We start from the raw sequence: 20,897 nt of genomic DNA, 5'->3' as shown, positions 1-20,897 counted from the left end.
CGGTGTTCAACCGTTTCCATGACAACGGTTGCCATTCAATCCCGCCCGCTTGCCGGTATGTTCTGGATGTTCTCCGCCGGGCTGTCCTTTGTGGCGATGACGGCGTTGGTCAAGTCTCTGGGTACATCGATGGACCCTATTCAGGCAGCCTTTCTTCGCTATGTTCTGGGGCTTGTGTTTCTGTTGCCTGCAATGCGCGCAATCATGACAACCCATCTGACGCGCCGACACCTGACTCTGTTTGGTGTACGCGGGATGATTCACGCGGTCGGTGTCATGCTGTGGTTCTATGCGATGACGCAAATCCCACTGGCTGAAGTGACAGCCATGAACTATCTCACTCCAGTTTATGTCACGCTTGGCGCTGCACTTTTTCTGGGTGAGAAAATGGCGTTTCGCCGGATCGCGGCGGTACTGGTGGCTCTGATCGGAGCCGCGATCATCCTCCGTCCGGGCTTTCGGGAGGTGTCGACCGGACATCTGGCCATGCTTGGCACATCTTTGATGCTTGGTGGCTCTTATCTGCTCGCCAAGGCGATGGTGCAGGATGTCCGCCCATCCGTGGTGGTGGCCCATCTGTCTATCTGGACCACCATTTTCCTGATCCCCTTTGCGATCGCAGTTTGGACCCCGCCCAGCCTGCGCGATATCTGCGTGCTCTTTCTCATCGCCAGCTTTGCCACCGCAGGGCACTATTTCATGACGCTTGCGTTGCAGGCTGCTCCGGTGGCCGTGACGCAGCCGGTTACCTTTCTTCAACTGATCTGGGCCACTTTGCTGGGCGCATTTGTGTTCCATGAAGGCATTGACCTGTGGGTGGTCGCGGGTGGGACTTTGATCCTTGCGGCGGTGACATTCATCACTTGGCGTGAGGCGGTCCTAAAGCGAGGAAACTTGACGCCTCCGAGTATTGCGCCCAAGCTTTAGATACAGGCGAGCCTAGCCGAATGTGCGTTATTGATTGACGAGTCAATAAAAACCCCTTAGCGTTTTCCCATCAGGTTGTGTTGAGGGGGGCAGCGATGCCAAAACTCGGAATGGAGCCGATCCGGCGTGATGCGATTGTCAAAGCGACAATCGCAGAACTTGGTTCGAAAAAATCCCTTGATGTAACCGTCAGCCAGATTGCCAAACGCGCAGGGATGTCCAGTGCGCTGGCGCATCACTATTTTGGCGGTAAAGATCAGATCTTTCTGGCGGCAATGCGCCGTATTCTCTCGGATTTCGGGGCAGAAGCCCGGAACGAGCTCAAGGCAGCCGACCCGAAAGAACGAGCACATGCCATCATCCGGGCGTGTTTTGCGCCTTCTTGTTTTACGCCCGACGTCATCGCCGCCTGGATGACCTTTTATGTGCTGGCGCAGACCAATGATGATGCGTTGCGCCTGTGGCAGATTTATCAGGCACGTATCCGGTCGAATCTGACCGATGCCCTGCGCCCGGTCATGAAAGATCCGGTTGAAGCAGCTGAAAACATGATTGCCCTGATCGATGGGCTTTATATCCGCGCTGCACTCAGCGCACCCGAAGAACCGCAACTGGCCGTCAACCATGCAATGCGTGTTCTGAATACCCTGCTTGAGGCTGAAAAATGACAAAACCCAACATTCTGATCCTGATGGTGGATCAGCTTAACGGAACCCTCTTTCCCGATGGTCCCGCAGACTGGCTTCATGCTCCGAACCTGAAGAAACTGGCCAGTAAATCGACCCGGTTTGCCAATGCCTACACGGCTTCGCCGCTGTGCGCGCCGGGGCGGGCCAGCTTTATGTCCGGTCAGCTTCCATCCCGCACAGGCGTTTATGACAACGCCGCCGAGTTTCGCAGTGACATTCCGACCTATGCACACCATTTGCGTCGCGCAGGATACTACACCTGCCTGTCTGGCAAGATGCACTTCGTGGGTCCCGATCAGTTGCACGGGTTCGAGGATCGCCTGACGACCGACATCTATCCAGCAGATTTCGGCTGGACCCCGGATTATCGCAAACCCGGCGAACGGATCGACTGGTGGTATCACAATATGGGTTCAGTGACAGGCGCAGGTGTGGCTGAAATCTCGAACCAGATGGAGTACGACGACGAGGTCGCATACAACGCCAAGGCCAAGCTATATGATCTGGCCCGTGGCAAGGATGACCGCCCATGGTGCGTCACCGTAAGCTTCACCCATCCACATGACCCATATGTAGCGCGCCGGAAATACTGGGATCTTTACGAAGATTGCGAGCATTTGCAGCCTGAGGTCGCTGATCTCGGCTATGACAATCAGGATCCGCATTCCAAGCGCATCTTTGACGCCAATGACTGGCGCAGCTTCGACATCACCGAAGAAGATATCCGCAAGTCGCGGCAAGCTTATTTTGCCAACATCTCATATCTGGACGACAAGATCGGTGAGATCCTCGAGGTGCTGGAAACCACCCGTCAGGAAGCCATCATCATGTTCGTCTCGGATCACGGCGATATGCTGGGCGAGCGGGGATTGTGGTTCAAAATGAACTTCTACGAGGGTTCGGCCCGTGTGCCGCTGATGATTTCTGCACCAGATATGCCTGCAGGTCGTATCGATACGCCGGTCTCGACAATCGACGTCACGCCGACTCTCGGGGCGCTGGCCGGCGTTGACATGGCAGAGATTGCGCCGTGGACAGATGGTGAAGACCTCGTGCCGCTTGCCAATGGCACCGAACGCACGGCGCCGGTGAAGATGGAATATGCGGCCGAGGCGTCGTATGCACCTCTGGTTTCGCTGCGATATGGCAAATGGAAGTACAACCGGTGCGCGCTGGACCCGGACCAGTTGTATGATCTTGAGGCCGACCCTCACGAATTGAACAATCTTGTGGACGCCCCTGAACATGCAGGCACGCTGGAAACGCTGAAGGCAAAGTCCGAAGCGCGCTGGGATCTGGACCAGTTCGACGCCGATGTGCGCGCCAGTCAGGCCCGCCGCTGGGTCGTGTACGAGGCACTGCGTCAGGGCGGATACTACCCGTGGGATTATCAGCCGCTGCAGAAGGCGTCCGAACGCTACATGCGCAACCACATGGATCTGAATGTCGTAGAGGAAAACGCGCGCTTCCCGCGCGGGGAATGACCTCTTCACCGTTTTGAAAATACTCCCGCCGAACACCTGATGATCAGGGCCGGCGGGACAAGGAGTCGTGAATATGGAAGCAGATTTCGTCATCGTTGGCGCAGGATCCGCGGGTTGTGCGATGGCTTATCGCCTGAGTGAGGCAGGGGCCTCGGTTCTGGTGATCGAGCATGGCGGCACAGATGCCGGTCCGTTCATCCAGATGCCGGCGGCGCTCAGCTACCCGATGAACATGTCGCGCTATGACTGGGGTTATCAATCCGAGCCGGAACCACATCTGAACAACCGCCGACTGGCCTGTCCGCGTGGCAAGGTGATCGGTGGGTCATCTTCGATCAACGGCATGGTCTATGTGCGTGGCCATGCGCGCGATTTCGATACTTGGGCCGAGATGGGGGCAGATGGATGGTCCTATGCTGATGTGCTTCCGTATTATAAACGCATGGAGACATGGCATGACGGTGGCCATGGCGGAGATCCGACCTGGCGTGGTACCAATGGCCCGTTGCATGTCTCGCGTGGGCCGCGTGCAAATCCGCTGTTCCAGGCCTTCGTCGATGCGGGTCAACAGGCGGGTTACGAAGTCACCGGTGACTATAACGGGGAAAAGCAGGAAGGCTTTGGCCCGATGGAGCAGACCGTCTGGAAAGGACGGCGCTGGTCGGCGGCAAATGCCTATCTGAAACCCGCCCTCAAACGAGAAAACTGTGACGTCGTTCGTGGTCTGGCCTCGCGCGTTGTTATGGAAAACGGTCGTGCAACCGGAGTCGAACTTGTCCGAGGCGGCAAGAAAGAAATCATCCGCGCACGGCGCGAAGTGGTACTGGCCGCGTCCTCCATCAACTCACCCAAGTTGCTGATGTTATCGGGCATTGGTCCCGCAGCGCATTTGGCTGAGCACGGGATCGAGGTTGTTGCTGACCGACCGGGTGTTGGTGCGAACCTTCAGGACCATTTGGAGCTGTATATCCAGCAAGCATCACTGCAGCCCATTACGCTCTACAAGCACTGGAATCTGATCAGCAAAGGTCTGATCGGGGCGCAGTGGCTGTTTACCAAAACCGGCCTGGGTGCATCGAACCAATTCGAAAGCGCGGCGTTCATTCGCTCGAAGCCCGGCGTGGAATATCCTGATATTCAGTACCATTTCCTGCCAATCGCTGTGCGTTACGATGGTCAGGCAGCAGCTGAAGGGCATGGTTTCCAGGCACATGTGGGGCCGATGCGGTCGCCGTCGCGTGGCGCGGTCACATTGCGTTCGGCCAAGGCCGAAGACGCGCCGGTTATCCGGTTCAACTATATGAGCCATGAAGAGGACTGGGAAGATTTCCGCACCTGCATTCGCCTGACCCGTGAGATCTTTGGTCAGGACGCTTTCAAGCCATATGCCGGAAAGGAAATCCAGCCGGGGGCGGGCGTGCAGACGGATGAAGAGTTGAACGGCTTTATCGCGGAACATGCCGAAAGTGCCTATCACCCTTGTGGGACCTGCCGGATGGGACGTGCCGATGACAAGAACGCGGTTGTTGATCCCGAAGGTCGTGTGATCGGCGTAGATGGGCTGCGCGTTGCCGACAGCTCGGTCTTCCCGCAGATCACCAACGGAAACCTGAATGCGCCATCTATCATGGTGGGGGAGAAGGTTTCGGATCATTTGCTGGGCAAGGATCCATTGCCCAAGGCAAATGACCGTCCGTGGATCAATCCTAACTGGGCAGTGGCACAGCGTTAACCTTTCTTAACAGCCCCCGTTGAAAGCACCCATGGTCGGGTGCATATCGGAGGTATGTTAAGGATTTGTTTAGCATTTGTTCTGGCTTTCCCGGTCGCGGCATTTTCAGCGGATCGGATCGAAGGGCGTGTTCACGTCGTGGATGCCGACACATGGGATGTGGGTGGCGTCCGCGTTCGTCTGCATGGGATCGACGCTCCGGAACTGGATCAGTCCTGCAAGGATGCGCAGGGCCAAAACTGGTCTTGCGGGGCTTGGGCTACCCAACAGGTCAAAGAGCGTTTTGAGGGAAAGACCGCGGCTTGCGTACCACGTGACCGGGATCGATACGATCGGGTGGTCGCACGTTGCAACGTGCGCGGTACAGATGTCGCGCAGGTAATGGTTCTTGAGGGCCTCGCGTTTGCCTATCGCAAATACTCCAACGATTATGTTGCTGCTGAAACAAAAGCGGTCGCCTCAAATCAGGGGTTGCATGCGGGGCAGGTGCAGGTGCCCTGGGTCCACCGGGCATTAGGACGCAACCAGAACTCACAGCCCTGTCAGATCAAAGGAAACATCTCGTCCAGTGGCGAACGCATTTACCATGCCCCCGGACAGAAATACTATGCGAAGACAAAAATCAGCCAACGCAAGGGTGAGCGATGGTTCTGCTCGGCATCAGAAGCCCGATCTGCTGGATGGCGACCGGCAAAGCGTTGAATATTGAATGAAATCCGGCAAAATTTGATCCGGGTCAAAGAGGTATGGAACGATCACCTTTACCAATAGTTTGTAACGATAGATCAAGGAGCGAACAGCAATGTCTCACACCCCGCATGAACTGGCCGAAGAGTTTCCCGACAAGGTCGAGTTGATGAGCCAGCTCAAGCAATCGGATGCCCATTTCGCCCGACTGTCTGACGAATATCACGAGATCAATCGAACCGTACATCGGGCTGAAACCAATATCGAACCGATGGAAGAGTTGGCTGAGGTGGAGCTGCGCAAAAAACGGGCAGCACTCAAGGATGAGATTTGGGCGATCCTGTCCAAATCCTGATCGACAAACACGGGCGGGGGCAGCGCTCCCGCCACGTATTGTAGCGCTTAAGTCACCTCATAGGGCAGCGTGCCGCGGGTATGGGCATCGATTGTCAGGCGACGCTCCAGCGGTGGAACAGACCTTTGATGGCAGGTCTGGCGCTCGCAAATTCTGCAGGAAATCCCAATAGGCTCGTATGCGCTTGCGTTATTGATGTCGAGGTTGTCGGCATAGACCAAAGCCTCGGCATGGCGGACTTCACACCCCAATGCGATGGCGTATCTGCGTACGGGTGCGCCGAAAGACCCCCCCGATTTAGAAACATCCCGCGCCAGCGAGATGTACCTTACTCCATCCGGGGTTTCCGCCAGTTGCAGCAGGAAATGGCCGGGTGTTTCAAAGGCGCGGTGGACGTTCCACAAAGGACATGCCCCTCCAAAGCGCGCAAATTGCAGGCGTGTGGCAGAATGGCGTTTGGTGATGGTTCCGGCTTGGTCCACCCGGACAAAGAAGAACGGAATGCCCTTGGCGCCGGGCCGTTGCAGTGTCGACAAGCGGTGGGCGACCTGTTCAATTGATGCGCCGAACCGGTTGCTGAGCAATTCCAGATCGTGGCGATCTTCCTGCGCGGCAGCCAGAAATGCCCCGTAGGGCATCAGCGACGCGCCCGCGAAATAGTTCGCAAGGCCGATCTTGGCGATTGAACGGGCCTCTTCGCTTTGAAAGCGTGCGAAATCCAGTGTTGCTTCCAGCAGCTTGTCCTGACTGATCAGGGCCACTTGCAGAAGCAGCTGAAACACCTGAGTCTGTGGCGCGGCACGTGAGGACAGGCGCAACGTTCTGGTGTCGGAATCATAGTTGCGCATGTCTTCGATGTCAGCAAAACGGACCTGAATGCCCCTTTCAGAAAGGCTGTTGATGGCCGCCTGACGAATGCCGCCAGGATCTTCCGCACGTTCGGCAAACCTTTCAGCAGCGCGGTCGACCGCGTCGATGTAGTTGTCGCAATAGTGGAAGAAGTCGCGCACTTCTTCCCAAGGGCTGGCCTGCGTGCGCGCGTCTTCGCGTCCGAGTGCTTCATCCAGCGAAGCCAACCTTTCATGAGTTTGGCGATAGGTCTTGTGCAGGTCGATGAAGGCACGCGCCAAGGCGGGTGCGTTTGATGCAGTCAGACGCAGATCAGCCAGAGGGGGCATCGAATCTGCAAATACCGGATCGGCCAGTGCTTCGCGCATGTCCGAGACCAGCCTTTCACTGTCCCCAGTGCTCAGTTCGGTCACATCCATCCCGAATTCTTGCGCCAGAGCCAGAACAACCGTCGTCGAAATCGGACGATTATTGTTTTCCATCTGATTGAGATAAGGGAGCGAAACGCCAAGCTTGGCAGCGAATTCCTTTTGGGTCAGCGACAGCCGTGTACGCATCTCGCGCAGCTTTGCACCGGCATAAAGTTTTTGGGTGGCCATGATGAATCTTTGCAGCTTTCCTGAAGCTGCAGGCTAACTTTGCAAACCTTTCAGTGCAAGCGACCTAAAGTCCCAGTTGCCGTTCGCGCCAAATGACGCTGCTGATGGCAATTATGGCCAGGATCGAGGTTGCGAGCATTAACCATAGCAGGGGCATTGCGCCGGTTTCACGGGTCAGTAACGCACCGGCAAGTGCGCTCAAAGCGGCGCCGCCACCCAGCATGATTGCACCGCTTAATCCTGACGCCGTGGCGGCAAGATGCGGGCGCACGGATAAGGAACCAGCAGTTGCGTTGGGGATGGACATACCGTTTCCGAGGCCGACAAAGGTCATGAAGCCAAAAAAGCTGAATGCAGTTCCCATACCCACAAGAAACAGGGCAGCGGACAGCGCGACGCCAATTGCATTCAACCAGCATCCCCACAGGACCATTCTGTTGACGCCAAAGCGAACCGAATAACGCCCACTTATGAAGTTGCCAAAGAAATATCCCACAGCGGGAGCACCAAAATAGATGCCCACTTCGGCGGCCGTCAGTCCGAACACTTCGGTTCCAATGAAGGGTGCGCCGCCCAGATAGGCGAAGAAAGCGCCCGAGGATAATGCTGAGGACAGAGAATAGCCCCAGAAACGGGGCGAGGTCAGCAGCTCGGGATACTCCCTAAATTGCTGCATCAATGTCTTGCCGCTTTTGGCCGAAGTTTCACCGAAATCCATGTAGGTCAGCGCCAATGCTAAAACCGCCAATCCGAACGGCAGCCAAAAATTCGCCTTCCATCCGAAGCTTTCTTCCAGCACCCCGCCAATGGCTGGCCCTATCATCGGAACAACAGCCATGCCCATTGTCACATAACCGATCATTGATGCCGCTTGATCCTGTTCGAACATGTCGCGAACCGCGGCCCGACTCAGGACAAGGCCAACAACGATGACAGCCTGGCTCATTCTGAAAAACAGAAAGAGTTCGACGTTCGGGGCGTAGATGCAGCCAAGCGTAGCCAGCAGAAAGAGCCCAAGACCCCACAGTAGCACCGGTCGGCGACCGGCTTTGTCTGCGATGGGGCCGATCAGGATCTGCATGAGCGCGTTTACAAGCAGATACAGTGCTATCGAAAGCTGCATCACCTTGTAGTCGGTTTCGAAATAGACAGCCATGAAGGGCAGGCTGGGCAGGTACAAATTCATGCTCAGCGCTGACAATCCTGACAACAGGACCAGCGTGGCAAGCGTTGGTGGAGTGTGCCCTATCGAGCGCGAACTGAACTGCATGGTTCACACTTAGAGCCTGCATTTCGGAATTACTATCAGATTGATGGCTTAATTCGTTAATTAACAAATTTGCAGTTGTCACATGACTGGTTTCCAAAATTTTGCAAATTTGCGGAAAAAGCCTTTGGGTCACCTTCAGCAACCTATATTGTCCCGGAAAATTTCACAGGGGACTATCGTGATGAAGGACATCCTTTCCGAGCTCGAAGATCGTCGCGAAGCCGCGCGACTGGGTGGTGGGCAAAAGCGTATCGATGCGCAGCATGCCCGTGGGAAACTGACCGCGCGTGAGCGGATCGAGCTGCTGGTGGACGAAGGCAGTTTCGAAGAATTCGATATGTTCGTCAGTCACCGCTGTACCGATTTCGGAATGGAAAATCAAAAGCCTGCGGGTGATGGCGTTGTGACCGGCTGGGGCACGATCAACGGCCGCATGGTCTATGTCTTTTCGCAGGATTTCACCGTCTTCGGTGGGTCGCTGTCTGAAACGCACGCCCAGAAAATCTGCAAGATCATGGATATGGCGATGCAGAATGGCGCGCCGGTGATCGGCATCAACGACTCGGGAGGTGCGCGAATCCAGGAAGGCGTGGCCTCGCTTGCGGGCTATGCCGAGGTGTTCCAGCGCAACATCATGGCCTCGGGCGTTGTGCCGCAGATCAGCGTCATCATGGGCCCCTGTGCCGGTGGCGCGGTCTACAGCCCTGCGATGACCGACTTCATTTTCATGGTTAAAGACACCTCTTATATGTTCGTGACTGGCCCCGACGTTGTGAAAACCGTCACGAATGAGGTTGTAACTGCTGAGGAACTCGGCGGCGCATCGACCCACACCAAGAAATCGTCCGTCGCAGACGGCGCCTTTGAAAACGATGTTGAAGCACTGGCCGAGGTTCGTCGCCTCGTCGACTTCCTGCCGCTCAACAACCGCGAAAAACCACCCGTTCGCCCATTCTTTGATGAGCCCGACCGGATTGAAACTTCGCTGGATACGTTGATCCCGGAAAATCCGAACACGCCCTACGACATGAAAGAACTCATCACCAAAGTGGCAGATGAGGGCGATTTTTATGAGATTCAGGAAGATTACGCCAAGAATATCATCACTGGTTTCATCCGGCTCGAGGGGCAGACTGTTGGTGTCGTAGCAAACCAGCCTATGGTTCTGGCGGGCTGTCTGGATATCGACAGCAGCCGCAAGGCGGCGCGGTTCGTACGCTTCTGTGATTGCTTTGAAATCCCGATCCTGACCTTTGTAGATGTGCCGGGCTTCCTGCCGGGAACCTCGCAGGAATATGGCGGTGTCATCAAGCACGGTGCCAAGTTGCTGTTTGCCTATGGCGAAGCTACCGTTCCAAAGGTTACCGTGATCACCCGCAAGGCTTATGGCGGGGCGTATGACGTTATGGCCTCCAAGCACCTGCGCGGAGACTTCAACTATGCGTGGCCCACCGCCGAGATCGCGGTGATGGGCGCAAAAGGCGCGACCGAGATTATCCACCGTGCCGATCTGGGAGATGCTGAGAAGATCGCGCAGCACACGCAGGACTACGAAGACCGGTTCGCTAATCCCTTCGTTGCGGCCGAGCGTGGCTTTATCGACGAGGTGATCATGCCGCAATCAACCCGCCGCCGTGTGTCCAAGGCCTTTGCCAGCCTGCGTAACAAGCAGCTGAAGAACCCATGGAAAAAACACGACAACATTCCTTTGTGATGTACGCAGTCCAACTGAAAGCCTGATCAACAGCCATTGGTGACGGATGTCTCAAATCTGGAAAAACCAAGCCTTTAACGTATCCCACGCCGACACGTCCCCGTTTGTCGGCGAGGGATTGCGCGCCTTTTTTGAATACCGGGACCTCGGGATCAAAGACGCGACACAGGGTAAATTCGGGGCTCATGTGATCCGGGCCGTTCCCGGGATGGAAAGCCCGGGTTCTTGGCATTCGCATGAACTGGATTTTCAGATGGTCTATGTCACCAAGGGCTGGGTGGTCTTCGAATACGAAGGGCAGGGCGAGCATCTTTTGCGAGAAGGGTCCTGCATTCTGCAACCACCCGGGATCGTGCATCGTGAAGTCCGACATTCGGACGAAATGGAGCTGATCGAGATCACTTCGCCCTCGCAATTTGACACCAGCGACGAATCGGCGCCATGAGTTGCTCTGCCAGACATAGAATCGTGCACACCAAAGGTGCTGCGCACGCGGCCCCGGAAGGAGGAGCCTGCCATTGGCAGGGCCGGGGCCGTGCTCTTGTTCTGGCTCTTGCCCTGATGGCACCCACTGCCGGGCTAACCGATGCCCTTTTGCCCGTTCCCTCAGGCCAGCCTGTCGAACTGAGCGATGTGCTGCTCGACAACAATCCGGGCGAGCTGTGGTTGCGCTTCCGTTTCATCGCTCCAAAGATCGGCTCGACCGTAGGGCGGATCGGCTATGACGTGGCTTCGACGGACATGGCGCATCTGTGTGAAACTCTGGCTGTCCCTTACGTAAATAAGCACCAGTTGGAGCCAGCGCTTGTGGTTATCTCTTTCTCCGACCGCGCGATCGAATTCGGCAATGCCTCGCCCGATGCCACGCAGTTTTTCGAAGCCTATCGGCTGGAACAATCCCAGTGTATCTGGGAGGGGCTCTGACCATGAGGGGATCATCTCATGTTGTTGGCGCGTTTCAGCGAAACGATGCGGCTTTGGAGGTGCGCATGGAGAACCCGTTCCGGAACGGAAGTCTTTTTCTTTTCTATTCTAACAGTTTGCCCGGCGAGGTGCAGGTATGCTGAAACATCGCGGATTTCCCGGTCGTTTAGCCGGCACTGATTTTCAGTTCACAATCCGGCGCGCCAATCCGAAGGGCGTGACGCCAATAACCCAACGTGAACGGTTCCGGGATCGCAAACCGGCAGATCGGCGCGCGGATACAGCCTTTATGGAAGCGCTGTGGGAGCATTTTGGTGATCAGCCATTTGAGCGTGGCAATCTGGATGCCGGTCGTCTGAGCTGGCTTTTCGGGCGTGAGGTTATCGCGGCAGAAGACCCGTTTGATCCTGAAAGTTATGACGCACTTTTGGTGATCGATTTGGATGCGGCACGGCAGTCCTTTCCCGATATCTTTGACGGGGTTGGCTGAAGTTGGTCCAGACGGCGGCACATATCGCAATGTCCAGTGTTCAGGGACAAAAAGGCGCTATTTATCTGGGTGATGTGGTGCATTTTCCCTTTACGACTAAGGCCGCTGTCGGCGCATTTCTGCGCGGAAATTCTGCGGATGGGCAGAAACCAGCCGGAAATTCAAATGGAAACAATGACTGGTTGGCGGGTGGAATTGTGCCATGCAAGGTGAGCGGGCCGTGCGGCTCTACTTTGCCTGCGCCGCACATGCACCTACTATTCCGTACCCCTTCCTTCCGCGGACAGGCTTGTGTTCCCCACATAGTCCTGTCCGCGTTTTTCTTTGCGCGTATATCAGTCTTAAAGCAGCAAATATCTGCGCAAAAGCCGGGATCATCGGATCTGATATTGAATAACAGCGGGCTATTCCGGCATCTGCACCCGATCGCGATAAAAAATCCAAAGGGGCAGATATCATGCGAATCTCACGACTTATCCTTGTACTGGCCGCCTGTGCGGGCGTTTCGGCCTGCGGAGACACAACCGGCGAGCAAGCGCTGCTTGGTGGCGGCGCCGGTGCGGTCGGTGCGGCCGTCCTCAACGCAGATCCGATATTCGGAGCCGCAGTCGGGGCCGCAGGAAACGTGCTCTACTGCAAGACGCAGAAGAACTGCAGCTAACAAGAACATTGCGGGGCATCCGTTGCCCCGACCGTCATCACGCATCACGCCGTTGTGGGGCTTTCGCCTTGCAACGGCGTTTTTGCGTTCCCAGAACACCAAGACAAAGGACGTTCCATGTTCAACAAGATCCTGATCGCCAACCGGGGTGAGATCGCCTGCCGGGTCATTAAAACCGCGCGCAAGATGGGAATCGGCACCGTTGCCATCTATTCGGATGCGGACAAACAGGCGCTGCATGTGGAAATGGCGGACGAGGCCGTGCATATCGGTCCACCCCCGGCCAACCAGTCCTATATCGTCATCGACAAGGTGATGGATGCCATTCGTCAAAGCGGTGCACAGGCTGTTCACCCAGGCTATGGCTTCCTTTCGGAAAACGCCAAGTTTGCCGAGGCGCTTGAGGCCGAGGGCGTCGCTTTTGTCGGCCCGCCGAAAGGGGCCATCGAGGCGATGGGCGACAAGATCACATCCAAGAAGATCGCGCAGGATGCCAACGTTTCCACCGTGCCTGGTTATATGGGTTTGATTGAAGACGCCGATGAGGCCGTCAAAATCAGCCAGCAGATCGGTTACCCGGTGATGATCAAGGCCAGTGCCGGTGGCGGCGGCAAGGGCATGCGGATCGCGTGGAATGATGAAGAAGCACGCGAAGGTTTCCAGTCATCCAAGAACGAAGCCGCGAACTCCTTTGGGGATGATCGGATTTTCATCGAGAAATTCGTGACCCAACCGCGCCATATCGAGATTCAGGTACTTTGCGACAGTCACGGCAACGGCATCTATCTGGGTGAGCGCGAATGTTCGATCCAGCGCCGCAACCAGAAAGTTGTGGAAGAAGCACCGTCGCCCTTCCTTGATGAGGATACTCGCCGCGCAATGGGTGAGCAGGCCGTCGCGCTGGCCAAGGCCGTAGGATATGCCAGTGCCGGTACGGTGGAGTTCATCGTTGATGGCGACAAGAACTTCTACTTCCTCGAAATGAACACCCGCCTTCAGGTGGAACACCCGGTGACTGAACTGATCACAGGCGTCGATCTGGTTGAACAGATGATCCGTGTTGCAGCGGGTGAGCCGCTGTCCATCACCCAGGACGACGTGACGCTGACCGGCTGGGCCATTGAGAACCGTCTGTATGCGGAAGATCCGTATCGTAACTTCTTGCCATCCATCGGTCGTCTGACCCGCTATCGCCCGCCTCAGGAAATCGCGGCCGGACCATTGCTGGTCAATGATAAATGGCAGGGTGAGGCCCCAAGTGGTGACGCAGCCGTGCGCAACGACACCGGCGTTTATGAGGGCGGCGAGATCAGCATGTACTATGACCCGATGATCGCAAAGCTGTGCACATGGGCACCGACCCGTGAGCAAGCCATCGAGGCGATGCGTGTGGCGCTCGACAGTTTTGAGGTTGAGGGGATCGGTCACAACCTGCCGTTCCTGTCGGCCGTGATGGATCATCCCAAATTCATCAGTGGCGATATGACTACGGCTTTCATCGCCGAAGAGTATCCAGACGGCTTTGAAGGCGTTGAACTGTCTGAGACCGATCTGCGTCGTATTGCAGCGTCATGTGCCGCCATGCATCGGGTTGCGGAAATCCGTCGTACTCGCGTCTCGGGCCGGATGGACAATCACGAGCGCAAGGTTGGCAAACGCTGGGTCGTGTCGCTGCAAGGACAGGAATACGCAGTTCAGGTCAACGCGGACAAAGAAGGCGCGACTGTCAAATTTGAGGATGGATCGACCCTGCGTGTCGCATCCGACTGGACGCCCGGCGACCAGTTGGCCGTCCTGGATGTCGACGGCAGCCCGCTAGTGCTAAAAGCTGGCAAAGTGTCCGGTGGATTCCGCATTCGGAACCGTGGCGCGGATCTCAAGGTGCATGTCCGCCGCCCACGCGCGGCAGAGCTGGCCAAGCTGATGCCAGAAAAGCTGCCGCCTGATACCTCGAAAATGCTGCTGTGCCCGATGCCGGGACTGATCGTCAAAGTCGACGTAGAAGTGGGGCAGGAAGTTCAGGAAGGTCAGGCGCTCTGCACCGTTGAGGCGATGAAGATGGAGAACATCCTGCGCGCCGAGAAGAAGGGCGTCGTGGCCAAGGTCAATGCTGGCCCCGGCGACAGCCTCGCCGTGGATGACGTGATCATCGAGTTCGAGTGATCATGGTTGCGCTTTTGTCATATCCCCAAGACGTCCCGGCGTGCTGCGCCGGGGGGCTTTGGCGTGGCGAAAGCGCTCAGCCGCCCTCGCGCCGTTCGCGGATTTCGCGTTCGCGCAGGGGCGTTTTGTCGATGGACCGGCCGATTTCGCGCACGCTCCATGGGGACGGCTTGCGCAGTTTGACGACACCGTCCTTGTCGACGAACACCATTTGGAACCCTCGCGGCCGCAACTGTGACCGGATCGGAGAGCGGGCAGACGGATCGGTGTCGGTCAGGACAATGACATCCCGATCACGCATGGCGTCTTCACCTTCCAGCAGCATATCGATCTGCTGCTGGAACCGAGGGTCGGCGGGCGTATCGGCAAAAACGACGATGGGTCGGTTGATCCACAAGTATTCGCTCAACTCGCTGTCACCAGCGGGGCGAACAAATTCATCATCGGGTGCAGACCCATCCGCAGCCATAGCGGCCAGCGGGAATAGTGCCGAGAAAACAAGGGCAAGCGTTCGTGTCATGGGGCCTCCTGTTCGTTTGAATATAGCCCCTGTGTCGATGAATGCGACCGGCGAATTGCACATCGCGCTCAAATTATTGCGCGATGCTACGTCGCACAGGGCGGCTCGGAACATCACAACGCGCAGGCTGCGGCACGGCGCGCACCGAATTGAGAAAAGGAAATCGCAATGACCGATACGAAAGACTGGCAGGCGCTGGCTGAGAAAGAGCTGCGCGGTCGCCCGTTGGACGACCTGACCAAAGAGACGCTGGAAGGCATCGACGTCAAGCCGCTCTATACACAGGAAGACACGGCTGAACTGCCGCATATGGGGTCACTTCCCGGTTTTGGTCCATTCACCCGTGGCGTCAAGGCAACCATGTATGCCGGTCGTCCCTGGACCATTCGTCAGTATGCCGGTTTCTCAACCGCCGAAGAATCGAACGCGTTCTATCGCCGCAATCTTGCCGCCGGTCAGCAGGGTGTTTCGGTGGCCTTCGATCTGGCGACGCACCGGGGCTATGATAGTGATCACCCGCGCGTGGTTGGCGATGTAGGTAAGGCCGGCGTGGCCATCGACAGTGTCGAGGACATGAAGATTCTGTTCGACGGTATTCCGCTGGACAAGGTTTCGGTCTCGATGACGATGAATGGCGCGGTGATCCCGATTTTGGCAAGTTTCATCGTTGCGGGCGAAGAGCAGGGGCACGACAAATCGGTTCTGTCCGGCACCATTCAGAATGACATTCTGAAAGAGTTCATGGTGCGCAACACTTACATCTACCCGCCTGAGCCTTCGATGAAGATCATCTCGGACATCATTGAATTCACATCGAACGAGATGCCCAAGTTCAACTCGATCTCGATCTCGGGCTATCACATGCAAGAGGCCGGGGCGAACTTGGTGCAGGAACTGGCCTATACGCTGGCAGACGGGCGTGAGTACGTGCGCGCCGCGACGCAGGCCGGGATGGACGTAGACAAGTTCGCCGGGCGTCTGTCGTTCTTCTTTGCTATCGGAATGAACTTCTTTATGGAGATCGCCAAACTGCGCGCTGCACGCACGCTGTGGCATCGGGTGATGACAGATTTCGGTGCAAAATCCGAACGGTCCAAGATGCTGCGGACCCATTGCCAGACGTCGGGCGTCAGCTTGCAGGAGCAAGATCCCTATAACAACGTGATCCGCACTGCCTATGAAGCGATGAGCGCGGTTCTGGGCGGCACCCAGTCGCTGCATACAAACGCTCTGGACGAGGCGATTGCGTTGCCCACCGATTTCTCAGCCCGCATTGCCCGGAACACGCAATTGGTGCTGCAGGAGGAAACCGGAGTGACCGATGTGGTCGATCCGCTCGCAGGTTCCTATTACGTCGAAAGCCTGACCAACGAGTTGATCGAAAAAGCCTGGGCCCTGATGGAAGAGGTCGAGGAAATGGGAGGTATGACCAAGGCGGTTGCCAGCGGTATGCCCAAGCTGCGGATCGAGGAAAGCGCAGCCCGCCGTCAGGCGATGATCGACCGGGGCGAAGAGGTGATCGTCGGTGTCAACAAGTACCGCAAGGAACAGGAAGACCCGATCGACATTCTGGACGTCGACAACGTGGCCGTGCGCGAGGCACAGGTTGCACGTCTGGAACGCATCCGTGCGACCCGTGATGAGGCTGCCTGCCAACATGCGCTGGACGCTTTGACCAAGGCTGCCCAAGAGGGTGGAAACCTGCTGGCTGCTGCGGTTGAGGCCGCCCGCGCCCGCGCATCCGTAGGAGAGATCAGCATGGCAATGGAAAAAGAGTTCGGCCGTCACCGCGCCGAGGTGAAAACCCTGGCCGGCGTTTATGGCGCGGCCTACGAAGGTGATGAAGGCTTTGCCGCGATCCAGAAGTCCATCGAAGACTTCGCCGAAGTTGAAGGCCGCCGGCCCCGCCTGTTGGTGGTCAAGATGGGGCAGGACGGTCACGACCGGGGTGCGAAGGTCATCGCAACAGCTTTTGCCGATATCGGCTTTGACGTTGATGTAGGACCGCTGTTCCAGACGCCCGCCGAAGCGGCACAGGACGCTGTGGACAATGATGTTCATGTCATCGGCATCTCTTCGCAGGCAGCGGGCCACAAGACATTGGCACCGCAACTGGTCGAGGAACTGAAGAAAGCCGGAGCCGAAGACATCATCGTGATCTGTGGTGGCGTTATCCCTCAACAGGACTACCAGTTCCTCTATGACCACGGCGTCAAGGCGATCTTCGGGCCGGGCACGAATATCCCCGAGGCGGCACAGGACATCCTGCGCCTGATTGGGGAAGCCCGCGGATAACGTGCCAAGGCACTCTTGCCATCCGGAATTTTTCGGCGAAGATGACATTGAAAGCAGCGTGCACCCGCGCGCTGCTTTTTCTTTGAGGTCATACCGAAGGGGAGAGCGTATGATTCTGGATCATTTGGCAGTCGCGGGCGAAACGCTTGAAGCAGCTGCCGCTCATGTTGAAGAAGCGTTGGGCGTTAAGCTACAGGAAGGCGGAAAGCACGCCAGATTCGGAACCTATAACCGGCTGTTGGGGCTGGCGGATGGTCTTTACCTTGAGGCGATTGCCGTTGATCCGAATGCACCCGCGCCAGAATTTCCCCGTTGGTTCGATCTGGACCGGTTTTCAGGCACCCCACGGCTGACCAACTGGATTTGCCGCGTGGAGGATATTGAAGCTGACCTTGTTTCTTTATCTGAAGGGGCCGGGCAGCCAATAGATCTGGAACGCGGAGCGCTGAGGTGGCGCATGGCTGTTCCACCTTCGGGACGCCTGCCATTTGATAACCTGTTTCCAGCGCTGATTCAGTGGCAGGGCGATCTACACCCCGCACAGATGTTACAGGCCAGTGGCTGCAGGTTGCGCCGCCTTGTCGTGTTTCATCCTGACGCGCTTGATCTGGCGAAACTGCTGGGACCACTGGAACTGGTCGAGTTTGATTCCGGACCTGTGGCCATGCGAGCCGAATTCGAAACACCGCGCGGGATGCGCGTGTTGGAATGATGGTACGAAGAGCCAAAGTTGGGGATGCCCCGGTAATCGCTGACATAACGAATGCAATCATCCGCGAGACGCTGATCACCTTCACTACCGATGAACGCAGTATTGAAAGCATTGCTGCAGATGTTGAGGCGCGTGGAAACCGGTATCTGGTGGCCGAAGCAGACGGTCAAGTGCTGGGTTTTGCAACCTATGGCCCATTCCGGGGCGGCCCGGGCTACGTCCACTCACGTGAGCATTCCATTCAGCTGTCTCCTGCTGCGCGAGGTAGAGGATTGGGGCGGGCATTGATGACTGCTCTTGAAGACGTCGCACGTGCGGACGGTGTGCATGTTCTGGTCGCCGGTGTTTCATCCGACAACCCCGGTGCAATCGCATTTCATTCAGCACTTGGGTTCACCGAAGTCGGCCGGATGCCCGAGGTTGGCCGAAAATGGAATCGCTGGTTGGACCTTGTTCTGATGCAGAAAATTCTTGCCACGGAATGATTAGTCGCACCTGACAGTCACGTTTCCTCGCGCTAGGGTGCAAGCATGTCGATCTGGACCCGCATATCCGATGCGCTGAGCGCGCTTGCCCAAGGCGAAAGCCTGACCGCAGTTTTTGAAAAGCTGCGGACTCCGCCTGAACGATCGGTTGCCTTTGCAATCGCGGTGATTGCGCTGGGCGCAAAAATGGCCAAGGCCGACGGGCAGGTGACACGCGATGAGGTCACAGCCTTTCGAGAGGTATTCCAGATCGCTCGCGATGACGAAGATGGCGCGGCACGCGTTTTCAACATGGCCCGAACCGATGTCGCGGGTTATCAGGATTACGCCCGTAAGATCGCGCGCATGTTTTCCGAAGACAGCACCACGCTGTGCGATTTGATGGAAGGGTTGTTCCACATCGCGATGGCGGATGGATTTTACCACCCCAACGAAAACGAATTCCTTGAGGAAGTCAGTCGTATTTTCGGCCAGGACGAAGCGCAGTTCATGGCATTACGTGCGCGTTTCGTGCCGGATGCGCCGAATGATCCCTACACGGTTCTTGGAGTGACCCGGGAAACGCCATTGCCGGAGATTCGTAAAACCTGGCGACAATTGGTACGTGACACGCACCCTGACGCGATGATGGCGCGTGGTGTTCCCGAAGAAGCGATCCGTCTGGCCGAAAAGAAGATGATCGATATCAACCGGGCATGGGACGAGATCAACGGCGCCCGGGTCTGAAGTTATGCGATTGGCGACCTACAATATCGAATGGTTCGCCAACCTGTTCGACAAGAATGACACTCTGATCGCCGATGACAGCTGGTCAGGCCGGCACAATGTCACCAAGGTTCAGCAGATTGAAGCCATTGCCAAGGTGTTGAGCGCGGTTGATGCCGATGCAATCCTGATTGTTGAAGCACCAAACACCGGGAAAAGTCAGAACACAGTGCGCGCGCTTCAGAGGTTTGCCGAGACCTTCGACCTCAGAACCTCACAGGCGATCATGGGATTTCCCAACGACACGCATCAGGAACTTGCGCTGCTATATGATCCTGAACAGTTGAGCGTTCGCCACGACCCAAAGGAAACCAGTAACAATCGAGCCCCTCGATTTGATCATGAGTTCAGAATAGATCTGGACGTCGACGCCACCGAGGATGTTGTCCGCTTTTCCAAGCCGCCGATGGAATTGGCGGTGAAAAGCAAGTCAGGCTTTGAATTCCGTCTGATCGGCGCGCATCTGAAATCCAAGGCACCTCATGGAGCGGATAGCCGCGATGAGGCTATTCGGATCTCGATCGCCAACCGACGTAAGCAGCTTGCACAGGCCGTATGGCTTTCACGACGGGTGAAAGCGCATGTCGCCGAGGGGGAGCCGGTGGTCCTGCTGGGTGATTTGAACGACGGGCCCGGTCTGGATGAGTTTGAGCATCTCTTCGGGCGCTCGTCGGTTGAGATACTATTGGATGCCGGGCTCTATGATCCACATGCCGTCAGCGCGAACAGCTTGCGGCCGGGGTCTATTCCGTCAACGGCACGTTTTCCCAAACCTAAAGAAGGCCGGTTTCTGGAGGCCCTGCTTGACTATGTGATGATCAGCGAAGATCTGCGCGAACGCCAACCAAAATGGCGTATCTGGCATCCATTCAACGATACAGGGTGTTGGGCATTGCCCGAGTTGCGAGAAGCGCTGCTGGCGGCGTCAGATCACTTCCCGGTCACTCTGGATATCGATTTGTGACCTTTCAAGCGTATTGAGCCTGTCCTATATTTGGTCCATGCATCGCATTGCTTTGATAGCCGCCATTTTAACCGTCGCTACTGCTCCTGTCTCTGCGCAGGAGGATGACGGGAAATCCCTGATGGAGCAGGGGGCTGAACTGTTCTTCGAAGGTCTCCGGCAGGAAATGGAACCCGCGCTTGAGGATTTGCGCGGATTGGCCGAGCAATTCGGTCCCGCCATGCAGTCGTTCATTCAGGAAATGGGACCAGCGCTGGCTGAAATCACAGCACAGGTAAAGGACTGGAGCGCTTACGAAGCACCCGAGATACTGCCTAATGGCGATATCATTATCCGTAAAAAGCCGGATCAGCCGCAGCCTCAAGAAATTCTGCCGGAAGATCAGGAAGAGCAAAAAGAAGAACCACAGGGCGCTACGGATATCTGATTGATCAGCACCTAGCGCTGCATGATCACCCGTGTTTCCGATTTAAGTGCATTTGCCAGCGAGTTCAGGCGCGACTCGGCAACTTCATTGAACAAAGGTTCGGTTGCGGCGGGCAGAAACAACTCAAGCTCTCGTTTCTTTGGATAGAATTTCAACTTACCCATCGGCGCGTCACTCTGCATCCA

Annotated in this window: 21 protein-coding genes; 18 read left to right on the top strand and 3 right to left on the bottom strand. The window is 56.7% G+C overall.

The features are described from left to right. Nucleotides 1–18: 18 nt before the first annotated feature. The 6 genes from E1297_RS32250 to E1297_RS32225 all read left to right on the top strand — a co-directional run bounded on the left by E1297_RS32250 (nucleotide 19) and on the right by E1297_RS32225 (nucleotide 5,874). Nucleotides 19–927 carry a DMT family transporter gene (locus tag E1297_RS32250; RefSeq protein ID WP_155145313.1) on the top strand — a complete coding sequence of 303 codons (909 nt, stop codon included), beginning with the start codon at nucleotides 19–21 and terminating at the stop codon, nucleotides 925–927. A gap of 95 nt (nucleotides 928–1,022) precedes the next feature. After that, a complete protein-coding gene (betI, locus tag E1297_RS32245) occupies nucleotides 1,023–1,595 on the top strand; it encodes a transcriptional regulator BetI (RefSeq protein ID WP_155145311.1) in 573 nt (190 codons plus the stop codon). Continuing rightward, nucleotides 1,592–3,100 carry a choline-sulfatase gene (betC, locus tag E1297_RS32240; protein ID WP_155145309.1) on the top strand — a complete coding sequence of 503 codons (1,509 nt, stop codon included), beginning with the start codon at nucleotides 1,592–1,594 and terminating at the stop codon, nucleotides 3,098–3,100. The genes betI and betC overlap by 4 nt, the downstream gene beginning before the upstream one ends. Nucleotides 3,101–3,173: 73 nt before the next feature. Further along, nucleotides 3,174–4,832, top strand: a complete 1,659-nt coding sequence (gene betA, locus E1297_RS32235) for a choline dehydrogenase (protein WP_155145306.1) — start codon at nucleotides 3,174–3,176, stop codon at nucleotides 4,830–4,832. Between the two features lie 54 nt (nucleotides 4,833–4,886). Beyond that, nucleotides 4,887–5,534: a thermonuclease family protein gene (locus E1297_RS32230; protein ID WP_155145305.1), complete on the top strand. Its 648-nt coding sequence runs from the start codon at nucleotides 4,887–4,889 to the stop codon at nucleotides 5,532–5,534. A 100-nt stretch (nucleotides 5,535–5,634) separates the two neighbouring features. Next, entirely contained in the window at nucleotides 5,635–5,874 is a 240-nt protein-coding gene (locus E1297_RS32225; RefSeq protein WP_155145303.1) for a YdcH family protein, read from the top strand. A 47-nt stretch (nucleotides 5,875–5,921) separates the two neighbouring features. Here E1297_RS32225 and E1297_RS32220 read toward each other — a convergent pair whose 3' ends face one another. Further along, entirely contained in the window at nucleotides 5,922–7,322 is a 1,401-nt protein-coding gene (locus tag E1297_RS32220) for a short-chain fatty acyl-CoA regulator family protein (RefSeq protein ID WP_155145300.1), read from the bottom strand. Nucleotides 7,323–7,386: 64 nt separating this feature from the next. Continuing rightward, nucleotides 7,387–8,592, bottom strand: coding sequence for a multidrug effflux MFS transporter (locus E1297_RS32215; protein WP_155145298.1), 1,206 nt, complete (start codon nucleotides 8,590–8,592; stop codon nucleotides 7,387–7,389). Between the two features lie 181 nt (nucleotides 8,593–8,773). Here E1297_RS32215 and E1297_RS32210 point away from each other — a divergent pair, with 181 nt between their 5' ends. The 6 genes from E1297_RS32210 (at nucleotide 8,774) to E1297_RS32185 (ending at nucleotide 14,544) form a co-directional block, all read left to right on the top strand. Continuing rightward, nucleotides 8,774–10,306 carry an acyl-CoA carboxylase subunit beta gene (locus E1297_RS32210; protein WP_155145296.1) on the top strand — a complete coding sequence of 511 codons (1,533 nt, stop codon included), beginning with the start codon at nucleotides 8,774–8,776 and terminating at the stop codon, nucleotides 10,304–10,306. Between the two features lie 46 nt (nucleotides 10,307–10,352). Beyond that, entirely contained in the window at nucleotides 10,353–10,751 is a 399-nt protein-coding gene (locus E1297_RS32205) for a cupin domain-containing protein (RefSeq protein WP_155145295.1), read from the top strand. A gap of 23 nt (nucleotides 10,752–10,774) precedes the next feature. Next, nucleotides 10,775–11,230, top strand: coding sequence for a DUF6497 family protein (locus E1297_RS32200; RefSeq protein ID WP_209016132.1), 456 nt, complete (start codon nucleotides 10,775–10,777; stop codon nucleotides 11,228–11,230). A gap of 136 nt (nucleotides 11,231–11,366) precedes the next feature. Then, nucleotides 11,367–11,720, top strand: a complete 354-nt coding sequence (locus tag E1297_RS32195) for a hypothetical protein (RefSeq protein WP_155145290.1) — start codon at nucleotides 11,367–11,369, stop codon at nucleotides 11,718–11,720. Nucleotides 11,721–12,177: 457 nt separating this feature from the next. Further along, nucleotides 12,178–12,381, top strand: coding sequence for a hypothetical protein (locus E1297_RS32190; RefSeq protein WP_155145288.1), 204 nt, complete (start codon nucleotides 12,178–12,180; stop codon nucleotides 12,379–12,381). A gap of 117 nt (nucleotides 12,382–12,498) precedes the next feature. After that, nucleotides 12,499–14,544, top strand: a complete 2,046-nt coding sequence (locus tag E1297_RS32185; RefSeq protein ID WP_155145286.1) for an acetyl/propionyl/methylcrotonyl-CoA carboxylase subunit alpha — start codon at nucleotides 12,499–12,501, stop codon at nucleotides 14,542–14,544. Between the two features lie 76 nt (nucleotides 14,545–14,620). Here E1297_RS32185 and E1297_RS32180 read toward each other — a convergent pair whose 3' ends face one another. Next, nucleotides 14,621–15,064: a DUF4174 domain-containing protein gene (locus tag E1297_RS32180; protein WP_155145284.1), complete on the bottom strand. Its 444-nt coding sequence runs from the start codon at nucleotides 15,062–15,064 to the stop codon at nucleotides 14,621–14,623. A gap of 168 nt (nucleotides 15,065–15,232) precedes the next feature. Between E1297_RS32180 and scpA the strand changes: the two genes are divergently transcribed. The 6 genes from scpA to E1297_RS32150 all read left to right on the top strand — a co-directional run bounded on the left by scpA (nucleotide 15,233) and on the right by E1297_RS32150 (nucleotide 20,712). Beyond that, nucleotides 15,233–17,359: a methylmalonyl-CoA mutase gene (gene scpA, locus E1297_RS32175; protein WP_155145282.1), complete on the top strand. Its 2,127-nt coding sequence runs from the start codon at nucleotides 15,233–15,235 to the stop codon at nucleotides 17,357–17,359. 109 nt (nucleotides 17,360–17,468) lie between these two features. Next, entirely contained in the window at nucleotides 17,469–18,071 is a 603-nt protein-coding gene (locus E1297_RS32170) for a VOC family protein (protein WP_155145281.1), read from the top strand. Beyond that, nucleotides 18,068–18,556 (top strand): GNAT family N-acetyltransferase, encoded by a 489-nt coding sequence (locus E1297_RS32165; protein WP_155145279.1) that lies wholly within the window; start codon nucleotides 18,068–18,070, stop codon nucleotides 18,554–18,556. The genes E1297_RS32170 and E1297_RS32165 overlap by 4 nt, the downstream gene beginning before the upstream one ends. A gap of 45 nt (nucleotides 18,557–18,601) precedes the next feature. Beyond that, nucleotides 18,602–19,282 carry a molecular chaperone DjiA gene (locus E1297_RS32160; protein WP_155145277.1) on the top strand — a complete coding sequence of 227 codons (681 nt, stop codon included), beginning with the start codon at nucleotides 18,602–18,604 and terminating at the stop codon, nucleotides 19,280–19,282. A 10-nt stretch (nucleotides 19,283–19,292) separates the two neighbouring features. After that, on the top strand, nucleotides 19,293–20,285 hold the full coding sequence (locus E1297_RS32155) for an endonuclease/exonuclease/phosphatase family protein (RefSeq protein ID WP_209016131.1): 993 nt from the start codon (nucleotides 19,293–19,295) through the stop codon (nucleotides 20,283–20,285). 37 nt (nucleotides 20,286–20,322) lie between these two features. After that, entirely contained in the window at nucleotides 20,323–20,712 is a 390-nt protein-coding gene (locus tag E1297_RS32150) for a hypothetical protein (RefSeq protein ID WP_155145273.1), read from the top strand. Nucleotides 20,713–20,897: the final 185 nt, after the last annotated feature.

This window comes from Roseibium sp. RKSG952 (genome assembly GCF_009711355.1).
Note: the sequence above shows the minus strand (reverse complement) of the source record. Positions and strands in the feature narration are given on the sequence as shown.

Bases quoted from the DNA above. Each gene is read 5' to 3' on its own strand.
- E1297_RS32250 (WP_155145313.1), top strand. From the start codon at position 19: ATGACAACGGTTGCCATTCAATCCCGCCCGCTTGCCGGTATGTTCTGG.
- betI (WP_155145311.1), top strand. From the start codon at position 1,023: ATGCCAAAACTCGGAATGGAGCCGATCCGGCGTGATGCGATTGTCAAA.
- betC (WP_155145309.1), top strand. From the start codon at position 1,592: ATGACAAAACCCAACATTCTGATCCTGATGGTGGATCAGCTTAACGGA.
- betA (WP_155145306.1), top strand. From the start codon at position 3,174: ATGGAAGCAGATTTCGTCATCGTTGGCGCAGGATCCGCGGGTTGTGCG.
- E1297_RS32230 (WP_155145305.1), top strand. From the start codon at position 4,887: ATGTTAAGGATTTGTTTAGCATTTGTTCTGGCTTTCCCGGTCGCGGCA.
- E1297_RS32225 (WP_155145303.1), top strand. From the start codon at position 5,635: ATGTCTCACACCCCGCATGAACTGGCCGAAGAGTTTCCCGACAAGGTC.
- E1297_RS32220 (WP_155145300.1), bottom strand. From the start codon at position 7,322: ATGGCCACCCAAAAACTTTATGCCGGTGCAAAGCTGCGCGAGATGCGT.
- E1297_RS32215 (WP_155145298.1), bottom strand. From the start codon at position 8,592: ATGCAGTTCAGTTCGCGCTCGATAGGGCACACTCCACCAACGCTTGCC.
- E1297_RS32210 (WP_155145296.1), top strand. From the start codon at position 8,774: ATGAAGGACATCCTTTCCGAGCTCGAAGATCGTCGCGAAGCCGCGCGA.
- E1297_RS32205 (WP_155145295.1), top strand. From the start codon at position 10,353: ATGTCTCAAATCTGGAAAAACCAAGCCTTTAACGTATCCCACGCCGAC.
- E1297_RS32195 (WP_155145290.1), top strand. From the start codon at position 11,367: ATGCTGAAACATCGCGGATTTCCCGGTCGTTTAGCCGGCACTGATTTT.
- E1297_RS32190 (WP_155145288.1), top strand. From the start codon at position 12,178: ATGCGAATCTCACGACTTATCCTTGTACTGGCCGCCTGTGCGGGCGTT.
- E1297_RS32185 (WP_155145286.1), top strand. From the start codon at position 12,499: ATGTTCAACAAGATCCTGATCGCCAACCGGGGTGAGATCGCCTGCCGG.
- E1297_RS32180 (WP_155145284.1), bottom strand. From the start codon at position 15,064: ATGACACGAACGCTTGCCCTTGTTTTCTCGGCACTATTCCCGCTGGCC.
- scpA (WP_155145282.1), top strand. From the start codon at position 15,233: ATGACCGATACGAAAGACTGGCAGGCGCTGGCTGAGAAAGAGCTGCGC.
- E1297_RS32170 (WP_155145281.1), top strand. From the start codon at position 17,469: ATGATTCTGGATCATTTGGCAGTCGCGGGCGAAACGCTTGAAGCAGCT.
- E1297_RS32165 (WP_155145279.1), top strand. From the start codon at position 18,068: ATGATGGTACGAAGAGCCAAAGTTGGGGATGCCCCGGTAATCGCTGAC.
- E1297_RS32160 (WP_155145277.1), top strand. From the start codon at position 18,602: ATGTCGATCTGGACCCGCATATCCGATGCGCTGAGCGCGCTTGCCCAA.
- E1297_RS32150 (WP_155145273.1), top strand. From the start codon at position 20,323: ATGCATCGCATTGCTTTGATAGCCGCCATTTTAACCGTCGCTACTGCT.